The 18,659-nt window shown below is 72.3% G+C and carries 21 protein-coding genes and 1 pseudogene; all 22 read left to right on the top strand.

What is annotated here, in order from left to right; all coding sequences use genetic code 11:
* Positions 1-2: 2 nt before the first annotated feature.
* The 22 genes and pseudogenes from ACWCPF_RS13685 (at position 3) to ACWCPF_RS13580 (ending at position 18,260) form a co-directional block, all read left to right on the top strand.
* Positions 3-1,517 (top strand): ATP-binding protein, encoded by a 1,515-nt coding sequence (locus ACWCPF_RS13685; protein WP_451045189.1) that lies wholly within the window; start codon positions 3-5, stop codon positions 1,515-1,517.
* A 15-nt stretch (positions 1,518-1,532) separates the two neighbouring features.
* Positions 1,533-2,102, top strand: coding sequence for a hypothetical protein (locus ACWCPF_RS13680; protein ID WP_451045188.1), 570 nt, complete (start codon positions 1,533-1,535; stop codon positions 2,100-2,102).
* Positions 2,103-2,543: 441 nt separating this feature from the next.
* On the top strand, positions 2,544-3,335 hold the full coding sequence (locus tag ACWCPF_RS13675; protein ID WP_451045187.1) for a ParB/RepB/Spo0J family partition protein: 792 nt from the start codon (positions 2,544-2,546) through the stop codon (positions 3,333-3,335).
* Positions 3,332-3,574, top strand: coding sequence for a hypothetical protein (locus tag ACWCPF_RS13670; protein ID WP_451045186.1), 243 nt, complete (start codon positions 3,332-3,334; stop codon positions 3,572-3,574). Before ACWCPF_RS13675 ends, ACWCPF_RS13670 begins: the two co-directional genes overlap by 4 nt.
* A 7-nt stretch (positions 3,575-3,581) precedes the next feature.
* Positions 3,582-3,836 (top strand): hypothetical protein, encoded by a 255-nt coding sequence (locus ACWCPF_RS13665; protein WP_451045185.1) that lies wholly within the window; start codon positions 3,582-3,584, stop codon positions 3,834-3,836.
* 135 nt (positions 3,837-3,971) lie between these two features.
* A pseudogene (locus tag ACWCPF_RS13660) lies at positions 3,972-4,192 on the top strand (hypothetical protein); the annotation flags it as partial.
* A 212-nt stretch (positions 4,193-4,404) separates the two neighbouring features.
* On the top strand, positions 4,405-5,193 hold the full coding sequence (locus ACWCPF_RS13655; RefSeq protein WP_451045184.1) for a hypothetical protein: 789 nt from the start codon (positions 4,405-4,407) through the stop codon (positions 5,191-5,193).
* A gap of 30 nt (positions 5,194-5,223) precedes the next feature.
* Positions 5,224-5,751: a hypothetical protein gene (locus tag ACWCPF_RS13650; protein ID WP_451045183.1), complete on the top strand. Its 528-nt coding sequence runs from the start codon at positions 5,224-5,226 to the stop codon at positions 5,749-5,751.
* 203 nt (positions 5,752-5,954) lie between these two features.
* Positions 5,955-6,482: a hypothetical protein gene (locus ACWCPF_RS13645; RefSeq protein ID WP_451045182.1), complete on the top strand. Its 528-nt coding sequence runs from the start codon at positions 5,955-5,957 to the stop codon at positions 6,480-6,482.
* Between the two features lie 20 nt (positions 6,483-6,502).
* On the top strand, positions 6,503-7,678 hold the full coding sequence (locus tag ACWCPF_RS13640) for a hypothetical protein (RefSeq protein ID WP_451045181.1): 1,176 nt from the start codon (positions 6,503-6,505) through the stop codon (positions 7,676-7,678).
* A gap of 454 nt (positions 7,679-8,132) precedes the next feature.
* Positions 8,133-8,471: a hypothetical protein gene (locus tag ACWCPF_RS13635; RefSeq protein ID WP_451045443.1), complete on the top strand. Its 339-nt coding sequence runs from the start codon at positions 8,133-8,135 to the stop codon at positions 8,469-8,471.
* A 10-nt stretch (positions 8,472-8,481) separates the two neighbouring features.
* The gene (locus ACWCPF_RS13630) at positions 8,482-9,423 is read left to right on the top strand and encodes a hypothetical protein (protein WP_451045180.1); all 942 of its coding nucleotides are present in this window, start codon (positions 8,482-8,484) and stop codon (positions 9,421-9,423) included.
* A gap of 514 nt (positions 9,424-9,937) precedes the next feature.
* Positions 9,938-10,159, top strand: coding sequence for a hypothetical protein (locus tag ACWCPF_RS13625; RefSeq protein ID WP_016572176.1), 222 nt, complete (start codon positions 9,938-9,940; stop codon positions 10,157-10,159).
* Positions 10,160-10,353: 194 nt separating this feature from the next.
* Positions 10,354-11,496, top strand: a complete 1,143-nt coding sequence (locus ACWCPF_RS13620) for an AAA family ATPase (protein ID WP_451045442.1) — start codon at positions 10,354-10,356, stop codon at positions 11,494-11,496.
* Entirely contained in the window at positions 11,493-13,292 is a 1,800-nt protein-coding gene (locus ACWCPF_RS13615) for a hypothetical protein (RefSeq protein ID WP_451045179.1), read from the top strand. Before ACWCPF_RS13620 ends, ACWCPF_RS13615 begins: the two co-directional genes overlap by 4 nt.
* A 202-nt stretch (positions 13,293-13,494) precedes the next feature.
* Positions 13,495-13,992 carry a hypothetical protein gene (locus tag ACWCPF_RS13610; protein WP_451045441.1) on the top strand — a complete coding sequence of 166 codons (498 nt, stop codon included), beginning with the start codon at positions 13,495-13,497 and terminating at the stop codon, positions 13,990-13,992.
* Between the two features lie 102 nt (positions 13,993-14,094).
* Positions 14,095-14,532 (top strand): hypothetical protein, encoded by a 438-nt coding sequence (locus ACWCPF_RS13605; RefSeq protein WP_451045178.1) that lies wholly within the window; start codon positions 14,095-14,097, stop codon positions 14,530-14,532.
* 180 nt (positions 14,533-14,712) lie between these two features.
* Positions 14,713-15,366 carry a hypothetical protein gene (locus ACWCPF_RS13600; RefSeq protein ID WP_451045177.1) on the top strand — a complete coding sequence of 218 codons (654 nt, stop codon included), beginning with the start codon at positions 14,713-14,715 and terminating at the stop codon, positions 15,364-15,366.
* Between the two features lie 23 nt (positions 15,367-15,389).
* Positions 15,390-16,148 carry a hypothetical protein gene (locus tag ACWCPF_RS13595; protein ID WP_451045176.1) on the top strand — a complete coding sequence of 253 codons (759 nt, stop codon included), beginning with the start codon at positions 15,390-15,392 and terminating at the stop codon, positions 16,146-16,148.
* Positions 16,145-16,804, top strand: a complete 660-nt coding sequence (locus ACWCPF_RS13590) for a hypothetical protein (protein ID WP_451045175.1) — start codon at positions 16,145-16,147, stop codon at positions 16,802-16,804. The genes ACWCPF_RS13595 and ACWCPF_RS13590 overlap by 4 nt, the downstream gene beginning before the upstream one ends.
* A 275-nt stretch (positions 16,805-17,079) precedes the next feature.
* On the top strand, positions 17,080-17,460 hold the full coding sequence (locus ACWCPF_RS13585) for a hypothetical protein (protein WP_451045174.1): 381 nt from the start codon (positions 17,080-17,082) through the stop codon (positions 17,458-17,460).
* Positions 17,457-18,260, top strand: coding sequence for a DUF317 domain-containing protein (locus tag ACWCPF_RS13580; protein ID WP_451045173.1), 804 nt, complete (start codon positions 17,457-17,459; stop codon positions 18,258-18,260). Before ACWCPF_RS13585 ends, ACWCPF_RS13580 begins: the two co-directional genes overlap by 4 nt.
* The last annotated feature ends 399 nt before the right edge of the window (positions 18,261-18,659 follow it).

Below are 18,659 nucleotides of genomic sequence, written 5' to 3'. Positions count from 1 at the left end.
CCATGAACCACCGGCCCGCCCGACGCGCCCGCCGCGCCTCGGCCTCCCCGCTGTTCACCCCCCACAGCACCGACCGGGCCAGCCGCAAAGCCGCTCGCCGCCAGCTCGCCGAAGCCGCCGCCAAAGCCCGCGCCACAGCCAGCTCCCACCCCGACGGCAGTCAGCCCGCCGAGCCCGAGACGCCGCCTGCGCTGTACCCGCCGCGCGGCCGTCCCGGCCCCGGCTCCGCCCGCGGCAGCCGGCTGAAGCTGCCGCAGCACCGCATGACCACCGCCACCGCCAGCGGCGCCTACCCCTTCCTCGCCGAAGGAGGACTCGGCGCCGAGGGCATCTACATCGGCCGCGACGTCCACGCAGAAGCCAGCTTCACCTACGACCCGTTCTCTCTGTATGCGCGCCTCGAGGGTTTCACCAACCCCAACGTGCTGCTGGCCGGAGTGATCGGCCAGGGCAAGAGCGCGCTGGCCAAGTCGTTCGCCCTGCGCTCGGTGGCGTTCGGATACCGCGTCTACGTGCCGTGCGATCCGAAGGGCGAGTGGACGCCGGTGGCGCAAGCCCTCGGCGGCCGGTCCGTCGCGCTCGGCCCCGGCCTGCCCGGCAGACTGAACCCCCTGGACGCGGCCCCGCGCCCGGAGAGCGTGCCGGAGGCCGACTGGGCCGGCGAGATCCGCAAACGCCGCCTGCTCCTGCTCGCCTCCCTGGCCCGGACGGTCCTGGGCCGGGACCTGATGCCCATGGAGCACACCGCCCTGGACGTCGCCCTGGACGCCGTCGTCACCCGCGCCGCCGCCACCGGCCGCACCCCGCTCCTCGGCGACGTCGCCGCCACCCTCAACAACCCCCATGCGCTCGACGAAGCCGCCGCGATGATGTCGGGCCGACTCGGCGACGCCGCCCGCGACCTGGCCCACGCGATGCGCCGCCTGGTCCACGGTGACCTGGCCGGCATGTTCGACGCCCCCTCCACCGTCGCCTTCGACCCGAACGCGCCGATGCTCACCATCGACCTGTCCCGGCTCGGCGGATCCGGCGACGACACCGCCCTCGTCCTCGCGATGACCTGCGCGAGCGCCTGGATGGAATCCGCCCTCTCCGATCCCTCGGGCGGCCGGCGCTGGATCGTGTACGACGAGGCGTGGAGGCTGATGCGGCACGTCGGGCTGCTCCAGCGCATGCAGGCCCAGTGGAAGCTCAGCCGCGGCCTGGGCATCGCCAACCTCATGGTGATCCACCGGCTGTCCGACCTGCTCACCGCCGGCGACGCCGGATCACAGGGACGCGCCCTGGCCGAGGGCCTCCTCGCGGACTGCTCCACCCGCATCGTCTACCGCCAGGAGACCGACCAACTCCACGCGGCGGCCTCGCTGCTCGGCCTGACCTCCGTCGAAACGGACGCCGTCGCCCACCTCAACCGAGGGCGTGGCCTGTGGAAAGTCGCCGGACGATCTTTCATCGTGCAGCACCGCCTGCACAGCCACGAGCTGCAGCTCTTCGACACCGACGCCCGCATGCACTGAAACCGCAAGAGGCTCATGAAACCCGGCATCGAGCGCGAACTGATACCGCGCGACTACACCCTCCACCTTATCGGCGCACTCGACGCGATGAAGGACAAACTGCTCGACGCCGTCGAGCAGTGGCAACTGCTCGACGAGAACGGTCATGTACCGGCGGCGCCCTCGTACACCGAGCTGCTCCAGCATGCCGTCGACGCACAGGGCCTCTCCCGCGACGTCGTACGCATGGCCGCGGACTTCGCTCGCAACCCCCACAGCGCGAACCGTGCCGGCCGGGACGTGCTCGCGCACCTCGCGGCAGCGGCCACCACGTCGAGCCACGCAGCACAGCACTTCACCGAGACCGCGCAGACCGCCCTGCGTCCGTCGCGCTCCTCCAGGCCTACCGACCCGTACTACCTCGCGAACCGCATGGTCATCGACCACGCCTCAGCGCGCGCCTGCCTGCGGCGCACATCGGAATCGCTCCGCAGCGCGGCCGGGGAACTCACCGACCACCTCGACTTCCACCAGTTCCTCCCCGCGCCCTCCCCCTGCGAGACGGCCGTGCCGTCACCGCCCGGACCGTGTGGTCGCCACCGCTGACCCGGACCGACCCCGCCCGTTCAAGGAGTCCCCTGAACCGCCCCACCCACTTCAGCGACGCCGACGGAGCTGACTACCGGCAGTGCCAAGCCGAGCACGACGCCTTGACGGCCCAACTCGCCGACCGGGAAGCGCAGACAGAGCTCGGCTTCATCGACTCCTACGAGGAATACGAAATCGCCTGGGATGCTCCGGCCCCCAGGGCAAGTTCAGCGACCCCGCAGCCCTGCCCGACGGCACCGCCCTGCACGTCGCCTTCCCCCGCCCCACGACGCTCCCGCTGACCACGCGTCCCGTCCGGCGTGGCGGCCCACCCACTCGCCGATGCGAAGAACCTTCGGCACAGCAAACCGTTCCCTGGCCATTCCGCCAGGGCTCACCAGCCGCATCGCCCCTTCCACTTGCCTCCAGGAGACCTTCATCGAATCCCACCCGACCGCTTTGCTCCTCCCCCTGCTCGACGAGGAAGACCTGGCCGTCCTCGCCCAGGACATCGAGGAGAACGGGCTGCTGCAGCCCATCGTCATCGACCGTCAAGGACGCATCCTCGACGGACGTGGCCGGCTCGCCGCGTGCAAGCGCGCCGGCGCCGAGCCGGCCTTCATCACCTACGAGGGCGACGACCCGGATGGCTATGTCCTGTCCGTCAACCTCCGGCGCCGCAGCCTGACCAAGGGGCAGGCCGCGATGATCACCGTCAAGGCCCGTTCCCTCAAGGAAAAAGAAGGCCGTTCCTCCGAGAAACAAACAGCGCGTTCCCTCGGGGAAAAGCTCGGAGTCGCCGTGGCCGTCATGGGGCGCGCGAGCACCGTCCTGCAGCACGCGCCCGACCTCGTGGACCCGGTCATCAGCGGCGCCATGGGACTCAACGAGGCGTACGCGGTCGCCCAGGAGAACAAGGCCAAGGCCAACTCCGCCGAGGCCCAGCTCGCCCGCCTGCGAGAGGAGGACCCCGCCCTGGCAGAACGGGTCGTCGAGGGCGACCTGACACTGGCCGGCGCGTGGGCGGAGCGCACCCAGCGCGTCGAGGAGGACAAGCGACAGCGGCGGGTGGCCACCCGGCTGCTGGACGAACTCGTCCCGCCGCTCGCCCAGGCCCGCGGTACCCGGACGTTCAGCCGGTACGACCCCGCGTACGCCAGCGGCACGCCCATAACCCGCGAGACGATCGGGCACGCCATGACGGCGCTGGCCGAGATGAACCAGGTCTGGCAGGAGCGTGACCTGCCGTGACGACCACCGCCGACGTGCGTCTGCGGTACATCGTCGAGAAGAGCGCTGTCGCGGTGACCGACGCCGACGGCCGTTTCCACAAGCGCCGCCTCACCGATGCGGTGCGCGAACAGCTCTCCCACGATGACCTCGACCCGCACGTCAGAGCCGCCGCGCTGGACAAACTCGCACAGAGCCTCGTCACGGGGTTCGGTGAACACCGCAACCCCCGCCGCAGACGGTCCCCTCTTCCACCCTGAGGACATCGTGAAGCCGGGCACCGGCGTCTGGGTATGGATGGAGCGCGCCACCGACTCCGACCTGCTGGAGTGGAGCCGGCTGTCGAGACGCAACCGGGCCCGCGTCGACATGGCGGACTTTGAGGTGCAGGACTACGTCGACCAGCGCATCGACGCCTTCCGTGCCCACGGCGACGTCGTCTACCTCGGCGACCTGGAGCGCATGGTCTTCGGCTGGGCCGAAGACGACACCGATCAGTGCGGCCTCCTCCCCGGATCGTGACCAGCCCGGCCGTAGGCCGCGGCATCCGACCCGGCCGGCAACGAGCACACGACCCCGCAAAGGCCCGCCTCACCGTGCGGAAGGTGCGCCGTGCTGTACCTCGGCACTCCCTCGGGGCCTGAGGTGCGGGCGGCGATGAGCGCCGGGCTGATGGGCTGCATGACGACGCCGGCCCAGGGCAGCCGCATCCCGGACGGCGCCCTGTACGCCTGTGACAACTCGAAGTTCGGCAGCGACGGCAAGGGCCGCTACTGGCCGGGGCCGATGCGTGGTTCACGTGGCTGAGCCGGACCGTTGCGCGGTACGGGCCGGACCGCTGCCTGTGGGCACTCGCCCCGGACGAGCCCTTCGACAGCCCCTCACACACCTCCACACGGCCGCGCTCACGCTGCGCCCGTCCGGAGAAGACCTGCACGTCGCCGCAGTACGCCTGCACGCCCTCGCCGTCCCGCAGCGCCGGAGCCAGCGGGAAGCGTGGCCGACTGCTACGCCACCGCCCGCAGCACGCCCAGCCATGCGGCATCGGCTCCCCCTCCGGCCGCACCCGCTGACATCACATCAGGAATCCATGCCCGCATCCCGCACTGACCTGCCCGCCTTCGCTAACGCCCTCGCCCAGCACCTGCCTGGGCAGTGGCACCGCAGGCACGAAGGCTTCCCTCCCCCCGAAATCCACCAGTTGATCGCCGACCGTGTGTGGGACTGCGGTCCCGCCAATTCGGCCGTCCTGGACTTCCCCCACGCCACCGTCCTGCTCCTCGAAGGACCCGATGAAGCACAGTTGTGCATTATCGAACGGCCCCGCCATCCCCGGCAGTACTTGGTCGCGCCGCTGGAGCCCGAGGGCTTCAAGCCACACCACTTCCGCATGGTGGACGAGCCGAACGGCATCGCCGTCGCGGACGATCCGGTCCGGGCCGCCGCCGCGGTCACCCGCCGGGTGCTGCCCCGCTACCGCCACGCCCTGGACGAGGTCCGCCACCACGCCCGCATCCAGCCCGAGCCCCCGCACCGGCGTCCCGCACCGGAGGTCGCCCAGGCCCTCACGCTGATCTGGTACCCCGACGGGGTCGTGGGCGCACCGTACAAGTCGGTGCCCGAAGACGCCCGCACGGTGCTGTACAGCTGCCGTTTCCAGTACAGCCCGCACGAGTCGGCGTTCGTGCTGCCCGCCTCCTACAGCACCACCGTCCGCGCCCTGCTCATCCAGAGCGCCGTCCGGCTGCTCACCGCCCAGGGCATCGGCGTCAACTTCCGCCACGCCACCCCCGCCTCCGCGGGCCCACCGACCCGCCCACCGGCTGCAGCGCCCGGCGCGCAGCCGACTACGGGCACGCCGTCCTCAGCACGACGCTAGGCACCCCCGCACCTTCTGGAGTTGCCTGTGGTGTCAGATCTCGACCAGCGGATGCTGCTGCACGACGTGGCCGACCGGCTCAACGCCGTTGCCGACCACCTCCCGCTCCCCGACCAGATCCACCCCGGTCCAGCGCTGAGCGAGATCCTGGACGACGAAATCCGCCACCTGGCCCGCCTGCTGGGCTACCTGGCCGGGGAGAGCGCCTTCCGCCACCGGGCCGCCCGCTACCCCCACCGGCACACAGCCACCGACCGCCGTACCACCCTCGCGCTGGCGAGCGCCGCTGAGCCCGCCGGCGCCGCTCTCGCCGCCCTGGGCGCCGCCGTCCACCAGCTCGGCCTGCACGCCCACCTGACCGACGAGCCCTCCACTCCCGCCCGCGCCCGGTCGACCGCCGCCGCACACCAGCAGCTCGTGGACCGCCTCGGCGACGCCCGTGCACACCTCGCCCACACCGCGAAGCAACTGCGCGCATCCGCGGACACCCAGGCGCGAGCCGCCGTGACCGTGCCGCGACCGCCCGCAGCCTCCTCCGCCGCATCCCGTCACCGCTGAACCGCCCGCATACCCCGGAGCACCGTCATCCCCCCGCACACCCCAGCCCGCCGTACCCCCCTCCTGCCCGCCGCCGCTGTGCCCGTCACACTGACCGCCACGGCCCGCATCTCTTCCCGGAGCGCCGACAACCATCCCACCGCTCGGACCACGCGCAACGCCTTCTGCGCCCGGAAGTCGAGCGATGCCGTCGGAGCGGTCTGATGTCCTCCTCCGTCACCAGGGCCACGCTCGATGACCTGGCCCAGCGTCTGGACGAGCTGGCAGCCCAGTTCCCCACCAGCCCGGACGCTGTCGACCTGCTCACGCTGACCGACGACATCGGCACGCTGGGCCACCATCTGCAGCAGACCATCGAACGCGCGCAGGAACGGTTCACCGCGCCGGAGACGGTCTATCCGCCCGAACGCGTCACCCTGGTCCGGCTCACCAGAGCCGCCGCCGGTATCGCACGAGCTCTGGACACACTCGCCGAGGCCCTCACATGTGCCACGACCGGCTTCCAGCGCAAGGCACTGCCGGACCTCGCCCACTCGCCTCTGCGCAACGACCCCGAAGTCCTGCGGATCATGACGGCCGAGAAGTACGTCGCGGCCCGCGCCCGCCTGCGCCACACCGCCGCCGGCCTGCGTACGCCCTCCACACCGGCCGGGTCGCCTACGCCACGGACGACCGTGCTGCAGACCCAGCCGGCTGCCGCCCCGCAGCCACGGCAGCCGACCCGCCACTGAGCCTGCCGAAGGACCCCCGAGTGCCCCCGAACCCTCGTGCCGAGATCCGGCTCGCCTACAGCCGTGCCGCCGCTCTGGTCGCCATCGCCCACGGCGAGCAGTACCGGTGGGCCCAAACCGCCCTGGAACAGGCCGGATTCACCAGGCGGGACGACGGAAGCTACAGCGTGCCCGGCCCCGACGTGCGCGCTGCCGCCGCGAAGCTGCTGCCCCTCGCCGTCCGCCATCACGCCACCGTGGACGTCAGCCCGCGTCCGTTCCTCGGCGACACCGCCGACCGGATCGCCGCGCGGCTGCCCGGGACGTGGAGCGCGCAGGTCGCGATCTACGCCCATCCCCTCTGGCAGGGCGATCTGCTGCCCTGGCTGTGGGATCGCGGTGAACTCGTCCGGGCGGTGGAGGACCAGCGGGTGCCCTACGCGGCGACGCTCACCAGCGACGCCGGCGTCGAACTGCTGCTCGCTGAACGGGACGAGAATCCGCAGCGCGGCTATCTGGTCGGGGCGCTCACCTCCCCCCAGGAGTTCGACGACAGCTACAACAACCCCTACGCGCCGCCCAGCATGGTGCTCCCCTCCCGGCCGGACCCGGCGGCCGAGGCCATCACGGGCACGTTCCTGCCCGCTTACCACCGGGCCCTGCACGCACGGCGTCTGGACGCCGTGATCACCGCACTGGACGAACTGCGCGCCGACTACAACGCCGTGACAGCGATCCGGGCATCCGGCCGCTCCAGCGACGGCACCCTCCTCCACGGCCACGGACTGAGGGAGGCGGACAGGGTCTTCGCCGAGCGCGCCTGGCGCGCCTTCCGGCCCGTCCTCACCCACGCGCCCGGCCTGCTGCACCAGTGCGGTGCCGCGGGCACCGGCCGTGGTGCGGACGCCGACGTCATGGTCCAGTTGAGCGAGGCTCTCGCCTCCACTCAGGCGGCACTCGACGCCTGGCGCCACAGCCGGAACCCCGCGTCCGCCCAGCCGTCCGCCCGTCTGCTGCCGCCGGCCGAGGTACGCATCCGGCTCGGGCTTGAGGCCGTGCCGGCCATCGAGAAGTGGCTCGCCCAGCGCGACGCGTTCGTGCGCATCGCCCGCTCGGCCGAGCCCAGCGGCCCCGCCCGGCCGCCCGTCGGCAGGCCCATTACCCCCGCCCAGTCCGCCGCAGCACGCCCCTCCCACCCACCGGCTCCTCGTCGCTGACCTGCAGAAAGGATCCTCTTCTGTCCGAACACTTCCGCTTCCGAGCCCATCCCGAGTACGGCTTCGTCGCCACCGCCGTCGCGAGCTTCACCCCTCACCTGGCCGAATGGCTCCTCGTCCGCGAGCAGTTCGAGCCCGTCCCCTTCTCGCCGGGCCTGTTCCGGCTCACCGAGCCGGACCGCGACGGGCTGCGCCGCACCCAGCAGGCCGTCCACGATCTGCGCAGCCTCGGCTACCAGGTGCAGACCGACAACGCGCTCGATCCGGCCCGCGCAGCTGCACCCTTCCGGGCGATGACCAGAAGCAGCCAGGCCGAACGGCGCTCGCGCATCGCGCAAGCCGCCTCCGTACGCCCCTTCCGCATCAGCGCCCTGGCGACTGCCCCTTCCGCCCCGGTGCCGCCCGCCGTCGGGGTCACGGCCGCGGTCGCCATGCAGGGGCGCGGCCGGTGACCATGACCGAGCCGATCCGCATCAGCCGCGGGGAGGGTGGCGAGGTCGAAGTCGAAGGGCCGTACGACGCCTTTGCCGCAGAGGTCCTGCGGCGGGCGGGCTTCCTGTTCGAGCCGTCGCTGCGCGGTCACTGGATCCGCCTTCCGTTGGACCTCGGGCGGGCCTGGGAGAACGAGCACGCGAGCTGGGCCGCCGAGATGCTGACGGCCGCCCGCTACCCGGTGCGCCTCGACCCCGGCCTCCGTGTCGTCCATCCCGGTCAGGCCGCCCCGGCCGGGGCAAAGCGTCGGCCGGCGATGACCGCGCAGGCCCCGCCGGCCGGACGCCGGACGCGTCACTGAAGGCAATCCCTTGGAGCTACCGATCCCCGACACGCCCACCCCCGCCGTGCGCGAACTCGCCTGGAAGGCCCGCGACTTCAGGATGCGCATGATCGACGTCGGCCGTGAGGCCGAGACCGCACTCGACAGTGCTCGTGACCGCTACGGGCGGACCGTCCACCACGCCGCAGCCGCCGCCCGCGCACGCCGCGACCAGGCAGCTCTTAAGACATACGCCACCTGCCTCGTCCCGCACGCAGGCGAACTGCTCGCCGCTGCCTGCCGCGCCCTCGGCGATCTCCCTCCCGCCCGGCACACCGCCGCATGGCGGACCATGCTCGACGACCTCGCCGCCTCCCACACGCAGATCGCAAACGTCCTCGACCGGCCCGCGACACCCGGCTCCGCCGCCGAACGCGCACAGCACACGGCCGTGTGGCCGTACCTGGCTTTCTGGGTGGAGCACAGCTACCTCGCCACCGAACTCGCCGACCAGGTCCAGCGGCCCGAGATCCCGCTGACCGACGAGGAGCAGCGGCTGTGGACCGACATGGCCCATGCTGCGCAGCGGCGGGGCGAGCTGGATCTGATCGAGTCGTGGTACGCCGTCGACGGCCGGCTCATCACGCTCGCGCACCTGATCGAGGACGACTCCTCGACCGTGATCGCCCTGTCCGGCGATCCGGACGCGCCGGGCTGGCAGGTGATCGGGCACTACGCCGGCGAACACGTCGCCGGGCGGGAATTGCCGTGCGCGGTCCCGCCCGGCGTGCTGCGGCCGGACGTCTCCCGGTTCAACCGCCCGGAGCCCGCGCCCGAGGTGTCGCTGCAGGAACTGATCCGGGACGTCAGCGAGGCCCAAGCGGCAGGCGAAGTCGCCGAAGTCCTGCTCACCGCCGCCCAGCACGGCTTCAACGCGGGCCCGCTGGTGCGCCTGCAGGAACTGCTGGAGGCCGCGGGCCAGTTCGCGTAGGCCCCGGACACCGTGCGTGGCCGGCAGGTGGCCGCACGCCTCGCCGTCCTCGGCCGCCAGGCCGGCTTCCTCACCTGCGAGGTTCACGAGGCGGCCGAGGACCTCGGCGCGAGCGTCGCCGTCCTGCCGCCCCATCGCACCCCCAGGTCACGAATCCTCCCGCGCCCGGCCCTGGACACCAGGCCTCCAGCGTCTCCCGCCCGCGGCCGGACACCTGCGCGCCGCCGCTAGCGCCGCCACCCCGCCCCTTCATCTACCTGAGGAAACCCGTTACATGGCAGTTGTTGGTACACCCGGCTATCAGAACGTGCGGAAAGGCGAGTCAGGTAGCTGCGGGGCGGTGAGGCCCGCCCTGGAGCATGTCGGCAGTCATTGCCCATCGTTCGTGGTCCAGCCACGCACCGTTGATGTGCTGGAAGTTCCGGGCCCGCCTCGCCTTCGCCCAACACCCCACCGCTTTCCCGCCACCACCGATAGGAGATCCGCCTTGCCCGAAGCACCAGCAGAGCCGTTCATGACGATCCGGCACACCATCACCGGCGAGATCACCACCACCGGCTACAACGCCGCCGCCCGGCGGATCCTGCTCCAGGCCGGCTTCGAAGAGACGCCAGGCTGCGCCTGCCGAGCGACGGAACCCGGTACGGAGCGGACGCACGGGCCTGCTCGGCAGCCAGCGAGCTGCTCGTCGCCGGCCATCCCCTGCACCTGGACCGAGCCCTCGGTCGGCCGGTGAGCGCCGACGGTACGCCCCGGTTGGCCCGGTCGCCGATGTCGGCACAGTCCGTGATCCGCTCCGAGAGCGGCCGGCCTCTCCAGCGCATCGCCAACTCCGCCCGTACCCGCACCTGTTGAAGGGGCCTCGTTTTGACCACACCCGGAACGCCTACCAGTCCTGCGCGCACCAAGGGCGGCGAACTACGGGCCAAGGTGGCCCGACTGCTGGCCGACCGGCCGGCGGACACGCTCACCATCGGGGACATGGCCAGGCAGCTGGGCCACTCCCACGGCGCCGTCCGCAACGCCGCCCTCACCCTGGTGCGACGCGGCGAGGCCGACCAAGGCGGAACCGGACAACCGGAGTTCCGCGCGAACGCGAAAACCGCCGTAGCCGCGCAGACCGCTGTGATCAGCCCACCGGGCACCCACTCTCCCCGCGCCCAGGCGGCCACGGCCCGCACGACCATTCCCGCCGCAGCCACGCCGAAGCAGACCGGCCCGATCCGCCGCGCGGGGGGCCAGGTCTACCACCCCCGGGAGCTGGCCGATCTGCCCGACGTCGAGGCGTTGAACCGGCTGCGCGACGCCGACGTGCCGGTGCTGCTCTACGGCCCTCCGGGCACCGGCAAGACGAGTCTGGTCGAGGCGGCGTTCCCGGACCTGCTCACCGTCGCCGGTGACGGCGACACCACGGTCGGCGACTTGATCGGCGAGTACACGCAGGGCGACGCGGGAGCCTACGTCTTCCAGTACGGTCCGCTGGTCACCGCGATGACCGAGGGCCGCGCCCTGCTGATCGACGATGCCACCTTGATCTCACCGAAGGTCCTGGCGGCGCTGTATCCCGCGATGGACGGGCGCAGGCAGATCCAGGTCAAGGCCCACAAGGGCGAGACCATCAAGGCGGAGCCGGGCTTCTACGTGGTGGCGGGCCACAATCCCGGCGTTCACGGCGCGGTGTTGACGGAGGCGCTCGCGAGCCGGTTCAGCGTGCAGATCCAGATCGGCACGGACTATGACCTCGCCCTGGCCTTGAGGATCGATGCCCGGGTGGTCCGGGTCGCCCGACACCTCTCCCGCCAGGTCGAACTCGGCGAGCTGGGCTGGGCCCCCCAACTGCGGGAACTGCTCAGCTACCAGAAGACCGAGGCCGTCCTCGGCACCAAAGCCGCGCTCGCGAACCTCGTCGGCATCGCTCCTCTGGAGGATCGCGACGCCGTCGCCGCCGCCGTCATCAAGGCTGCCGGCGTCAAGGAGGTCGCTCCCCTCACCCTCGGCAAGCAGCTCCCCGCCCCGGCCGTCCGCCAGCCCCCGGGCAGCACCGGGGCCGCGCACCGGGGCCGCTCGCGATGAGCGCCCACCACCACGTCCAGTCCCCCGCCACCACGCCGGACGACGACGCCGACCTCGCGCGCTGGGACGACGACGGCGCCCCGCCCGCGCAACCCCGTTCCTCCCCGCACGCGTGGCTGCGCGTGGGAGCCGAACTCGGCGACCGGCTGGTCGACCTCTCCGGCCGCCAGGACCTCCTCGTCACCTGCCGCCCCGGCACGCGCAGCGGCGCACCGGCCGCGTTCTTCCCCACTCTGGGCGAGGTCGAGTTCGACGCCCGCCTGTTCGCCCCCCTCCAGCCCCACGAGATCAATCCGCGGATCGTGGGAGATGAGGACCGGTATCCCGCCGCCTGGGGAGTGTTCGTCCACGAGGCCGCGCACGCGGCCCACTCCGTCTGGACACAGCCTGCCGGAGCGGACCCCCGTGTCGTCGAGGCCGCGCTCCTGCTGGAGGAGAGCCGTGTCGAAGGCGCACACCTGATCACGCGGCCCACGGACCGCACGTACCTGCGCACCAGTGCCCGAACCCTGGTCATGCCCGACATCGCCCACCCCACCCTCCAGGGCATCGACCACGCCGCCGGCGTGGCGGCCCTGATCCTCGGCCGCCGTGACGTCGGCATCCTGGATGCCGGCGAGACCCGGGCCGTCGCCGATCTGTGCGAAAAGGTGCTGGGCGCAGACCTGCTGGCCACCCTCACCCGCATCTGGACCGCAGCCCATCAGTGCGCCGACCACGACGCCACGACCATGCTCGCGCACGCTCAAAAGTGGTGCGACGCTCTGGACGCCGCTGCCCCCGCTCTGCCCGTGCCTAAGAACCTCACCGATCTGCTGTCCGGCGCCGTGGGGGTCGTCATGGACAGCACGGCAGCCACCGACGCCGCCGACCTCGCGGCACAGGCCGCAGCGGCCACCGCCGTGGCCGCGCAGTCCAAGGCGCAGGCACAGGACCGCGCCCAGCGGGCCGGCCGGCGACGCAAAGCCGCCGCCACCGCCAAGTCGGTCTTCAACGCCCGTGGCACCACCGTCGCTCCCGACGGCACACCTGCGCCCTACGGCAACCCGGTCACCGGCACCCGCAGGCCCACCGCCGCCGAGCAGAGTGCCGCCGCGCGCCTGAGCCGCGCCCTGCGCGCCGCCGCCTACCGCGAGCGGACCGAGGAGCGGACCACCAGCCCCACCCCGCCCGGCCGCCTCAACATGCGCGCGGCCCTCGCCCGCGACGCTCAGCGCGCGGCCGGGTCGGTCCCCACCGCGCAACCGTTCACCCACACCCGCCGCCGGAACTCTCCCACCCCACCGCTGCGTGTGGGTATCGCCGTCGATGTCTCCGGCTCCATGCGTGCCGCCTGCGCGCCCGTCGCGTCCGCTGCCTGGATCGTGGCACGCGCAGCAGCCCTGACCGACCCCGACTCCCTTACCGCCACCATCGCCTATGACAGGCACCTGACCGCGCTGATCCGGCCCACCCACCGAGCACCAGAGCGCGTGACGACGTTCGATGCCAACGGCGGCCACCACAACCTCGGCGACGCCATCGACGCGCTCGACCACGGCCTCGAACTCAGCCGCCCCGGCGCCGGCCGCCTCCTCGTGATCGTCACCGACGCCCACTACGGCAGCGACGAAACCGCTCAAGCCGTCACCCGCGTCAAGCAGCTCACGACCGCCGGCTGCGCCGTACTCCAGCTCACCCTCACCGCGAAGTCCCAGCACTTGCCGGGAACCACCGTGCTGCACCTGCCCCGGCCCTCCAGCGCTCCCGTCGCCATCGCCAAGGCGGCCACAGACGCCATCCGCAGGACACGCTGAGACGACGCAGAAGGCGCAAGCGTCCCCGAGACCACCGCCAAGCACTCCAGACCACCTCCGTCCGCCGCATGAATCGTGCATCTGACGCACGACCCTCCGCAACGACGCAGGCCACCACCCCAACCGCCAACGAAAGGCATTCGATTTGAAGCCCCAGACCAGCAGCCCAACCTCGAACGTAACGCCCATCAAACGGAATTCCCTGAGGGTCCGCACCACATGGAATGTCGAGCACGCGTGCGGTCATGAGTTCGTTCATGACCTGTCCGACCGCGCGGCCGACCGGCGGGCGGGGTTCGCCCGCTGGCTCGCCGGCCGGGACTGCACCGACTGCTGGAAGGTGTCCCGCAGCGCGGACACCGAGTCCAAGGAGCGGTGGCTGGCGGCCCGGCGCGCCGAGGAGCAGCAGGCCGCGGCCGAGTGGGCCGAGAGGTTCGACATGCCGGTGCTGGAAGGACCCGAGAGGGCGCTGGACTGGGGTGGGCGCTGCCGCCACCAGCTGATGACGGCCGCGCACGCCGCCCTCGTCGTCGAAGGCGCCTGGGATGAGGCGGGATGGGCGGAGCTGGAGGAGAGGGCCCGTACGGTCACCAGGGCGGGGTGGTGGATCGATCAGAGGGACGCTGAGGGCTCTGACCTGGTCGAACTCCTGGACGCCGCCGGTGAGTCCGACCGTGGGACGGAGAACCCGTACCGCTGACGAAGGCGGCAACATAGCCGACGATCGCCGGTTAGCCAAACCGGCGATCCTGCGGACCATTGTTCCTCCCACCGCCGCCCCGCACCGCGTGGAAGGACTGGCATGCTCCCGCCCTCTTGGACCCCTCCGCCGACTCCGGCCTTCGCGCCGACGCCCGATCCGCTCACTCCCGCCCGGGACATCACCCACCGGCACTTCCGCGCCGACGACCAGGTCGTCGTCCTCAAGGGCGTGGCCGGCGGGGAACTGTGGGGAGACGCCATGCGCGTGGTCGCCTCCTCGTGGCACACCCCGACCGACGAGGACGGATGGCGGCTGCGCGATGCGACCGGCGGCCCGCAGTCCTACCTCACCGCCCACCCCCGCTACATGGTCCACCTCAAGCGCCGGTGCCCGGACTGCCTGATCTACCTGCGCGCCATGGAGGACTACCTCCTGCCGAAGTACGCCTCCCGCAACGAGCAGATCGACTGCGGCTGGTACACGATCACGGCCCTCGGCCAGCTCGTGCACGTGAACGACGCCCGGGACGGCCGGTGAGTCTTCCCGTCCGCCGTCCCGGCCGAACCCCAGCCCTCGCGCACGCCCGCCCGGCAGCCGATCGGCAGGAACTCCAGGCCGACGGGCGGGGATCGGCCAAGGGTCTGCGCGGACGCCACCTGGGCGGCTCGCGCAGGTCCGGCACCCCGCCCACCCGATCGCCGTTGGAGAAACGTCTCCTTGCCCCGCACTGACCGCTTCGTGGACATCCGCCGCGACCCGCACTCCGGCGAACTGCTCGCCCGCGGCGGCGACTCCGTAGCGCGCAGCATTCTGCAGCGCGCGGGTCTCGTCGCCGTCGTCCGCCTCCACGAGACCTACCACCGCGCCCCCGCCGGCCTGGCCGAGGATGACGAGTCCCGCCTCGCCACCGACGCCGTCGCCCGCCTGCGGACCGTCGGATACCACGTCGACTGCGACGAGGGCTTCGACACCGAAGCGCGTCCGGCCAGTCACCCGCCGCTCGGCGCTTCTGTCGCCCGCCTCGCCGAGCGGGTCCGCGAGGCCACCACCACGGACGAGGCGGCCGACGCGCTGACCGAGCTGACCGCCGCCCACGACGGCATCCTCGCCGCGCTGAAGGAAGTCCTCACCGCCACCGCCGACTTCCACGACGGGCTCGGCCAGCCGGCAGACCCCTACACCGCCCGGCGGCTGCGCTACCTCGCCGACGAGCACCTCCACATCATCCGCACCAGCCTCGCCCACACCCGCAACACGCTCGCCGACCGGCACGCCCCGCACCCCGGCCGCAGGACCCGCACCGGAGAGGTACCCGCCCCCGCCACGCTCCCTGCCCCGCCGCCCCCGAGGGCCGCCGGCCTGCGCCGCTGACTCCCACCTCGCCCAAGGACACCATGCACGACCACGACACCTCCGAGCGCCTCGCCTCGTACGCCGACGTCCTCGCCGGCGAACTCCCCGACACCTGGACCAGTTCCCACCTGCCGGCCGACGCCAAGGACGACCTCGCCGAACTCGCCGACCGCATCTGGGACCTGGACCTGGTCGCTGCCTCCCTCGCCGAGCACCCGCTCAAGCAGGCAGCCGTCCTGAGCCGCCCGGACGGCGCCCAGCTCGTCGTCCTGGACCGGCACGACGAGCGCGACGGCTTCCTCATCGCCGCCGTCGCCCCCCGCGGCCTGCCCGACGAGGCGTACCGCGCCGTTCCCGAGCCCAACGGCATCGCCCTGGCGGACGACCCGTTCCTGAGCGCCGAACAGATAGCCGGCGACCTGCTCGCCCGATACGACAGCGCTCTCGCCCAGGTCCGCCACAACGCCCTGGACGCCGTCCAGCCCTCCCGCCCGGACCGGGTCGTCCTGACCTGGCAGCCGGACGGCAGCGTCGCCACCACTTCCGTCGACGAACGTGCCGGTGCGATCCTCATCGCCCACGGCTTCGTCCAGGACCCGCACAGCGGCGTCTACCGCCTCGACGGCGACGACACCCAGGCACAGGCCCGCGCCCTGCGCGAGATCGGCCCGCAACTGGACAGGCTCGGCATCAGCACCGCCCTCCAGCACCCCACAGGCCGGACCGCACCCACCTCCACCCCGGCCTCGATGCCGCCGGTCCCGGCCGGCCCCCGCACGCCGACCGCCCGAACCCGGTGACGGTCAAGGAGCCCGACTTCTGGGCGCTGGAGTACATCACCATCACCAAGGACCCCCGCACCGGCCTCGTCGTCGCCATCGGCGGCACCGAGAAGGCTGCCGGCATCCTCCAGCGCACCGGCGGCTTCCTCTCCGCTCCCGGACCGCACAGGGACTACCACCGGCTCCCCCACGGCCTGCCCGTCGAGCAGCAGCGCCTCAAGGCGACCACCGCCTCGCACGCCCTGCTCGCCGCCGGTCACAGCGTCCACCTCGACCCCGCCCTGAACACGCTGGCCACGCCGGACGGCGACCACGACGCGGCGCTGCGCTACCTCAACCGTCTCGCCAGGCGGGTCGCCGCCGCGCAGAGCAGCGGTGAGATCGCCGAGGTCCTGACCGAGATCGCCGCCCCGGCTACCGGGCTGCTGCCCCTCACCAGGGAAGTCGTCGTCCGGGCCTGGATCGCCGCCGGTCGCCTCCAAGACGCTGCCCCAGGCGGGCAACCCGAGCCCCTCGCCCGGCTCGGGGACACCGCCGGCACCATGAGCCGGGCCGCGCACGAGATCCTCCACGCCCGGGACCACGCCGCCCGCGCTCCCCAGCCCGCCGCCCCCGCTCCTCCGACAGCCCCCGCTCCGCCGCCGAGCGCCGCGCGAGCCCGTCGCAGTCCGTAGGCCTCCCCGGTGGCCCCGGCACCCCGCCGGGGCCACCCACCTCACCGCTCGATTCCCGGAGGAACCAGTAGCACCCCGTACACCCCCACCGATCAGCCACCGGCTCAAGCCCCGACTCGCCACGGCCCTGTTCCGCCGTTACCTGCGCGCCTGCATCCCGACCGGCCCCGACCGCGCCTCCCCACTGGCCGGCGCCCGCCCGGAGGCCGTCCTCGCCGAGACGCAGCGCGTCGGCCCCCGTCACCACCACTGACCGCCCACCGACCCGGAGGAGCATGACCCACCCCGCCCCCGACCCGGTGAGACTGGCCGGCGACATCACCCGCCGGCTCGGCCAGCTCACCGACGATCTCTCTCGGCTGCCCCCGCCGCAGGCCGCGCAGGTCATCGCCCGCGTCCTCGACCCGGGCACCGGGGTCCTCGGCGGCATCACCCACCTCGTCGCCACCGGCAGCCTGTTCGCCAAGGACCAGGCCGAACGAGGAGCCCTCCCCGCGCAGGTGTGGCTCGCACTGGGCCGCGCCTCCAACGAACTGCGCGACATCACCCTCGACCTGGCCGAACACAAAGACGCCCTCCTCCAGGTCGGTGCGCCCTCCACCGCCGCGGCGAGGCCGCCGGCACCCGCACCGCTCGTGGTCCGACGGCACCGGTGAACAAGCACCAGCGGCAGGGCCGGGGGCCGGACGAGCAGGCCGAGCAGCACTACCTCGTCCAGCCTCGCGCCCTCGCCGGCGGCGGCGACGTCCGCCACGTCTCGCAGTTCATGCGCGCCTCGGGATGGCGGGACAAATCCAAGACGGGCGGCCCTGTGCTCATGGAGAGCCCGGACCGCACCGTCCGTGTCGCCTACGACCCCTACCTGCTTCCCGGCGGGTGGACCATCCACAGCCACGCGGACGGCTTGAACGGCGAGTGGTCGGCGCACCTGGGCCGGCAGACGCCGGTGGAGATCGTCGCCGGTCTGACCGACGCCCTCACCCGTCCCCGCTCCGCCCACGCCCCCGACGTCTGGGCCCCGTTGGAGGAGCAGAACTGGAGCACGCGTTTCGAGGGCCGGGACTACCGGGCGAGCAGTCCCGACGGGACCGCGTGGATGCACTGCCGGCAGAGCCCCGACGGCGAGGTGATGTGGTGGAGCGGCGCGAAGGACGAGCAGGGCAACGGCTGGACGGCCCACTTCACCCCGAACACGCCGATGCACCTGGTGCAGGCATTCTCGGCCGAACTGGCCAGCCCCGAACCGGTGATGCGTCCACGCGGACGCGTGCCGCTGAGTGCGCAGATCCGTACCTGGTCGGTGTCCGTCAAGCCCTCCGAGCTCAGTGCGTGGCAGCAGGCCCGGATCACGGCCGCCCGAGCCGCCACCTGGGCCCGCAACAGCAGCCGAAGCACCCAGCCCTCCACCACCGCCCGTCCCCACACCCGCTCCGGCGGCGCCCGGACCCGCCGCTGACCTGTCGCCCCGTTCCAAGGAGCCCGATGCCCGCAGCCACCCCGGTGTGCCGACGCAGGGTAGGTGTCATCAGCGGCAGCTGTCGACCTGCGTTTTCGCGTCAGAGAGGCGCAGTGGTTGTCACCGGATCGGCGCGCTGCCTGTCATGCCATGGGATCGGCAGAGTGACTGCCACCGGGCATGCCACGGAAGGCACCAGAGGACACCTGCAATGGCTTGATCGAACGCCGGGGCGAATCTGCTGTAGTCCTGAAGGGTGACACAGGGCTTTACCGGCCCTTGTCGCGTGTTGGCGGGGAAGGGCTTTGTCGGCCCAAGAAAAAGATCGGCGGCACCCCGCGCGGGCACCGCACGTCAGAAGTGGAGTCGGCCTTGGCACCTGTACCGAACGGCGTCTAC

The organism is Streptomyces sp. NPDC001858 (assembly GCF_053594615.1).
The sequence above is the reverse complement of the archived record's forward strand: the minus strand, read 5'-3'. Positions and strand labels throughout refer to the sequence as shown.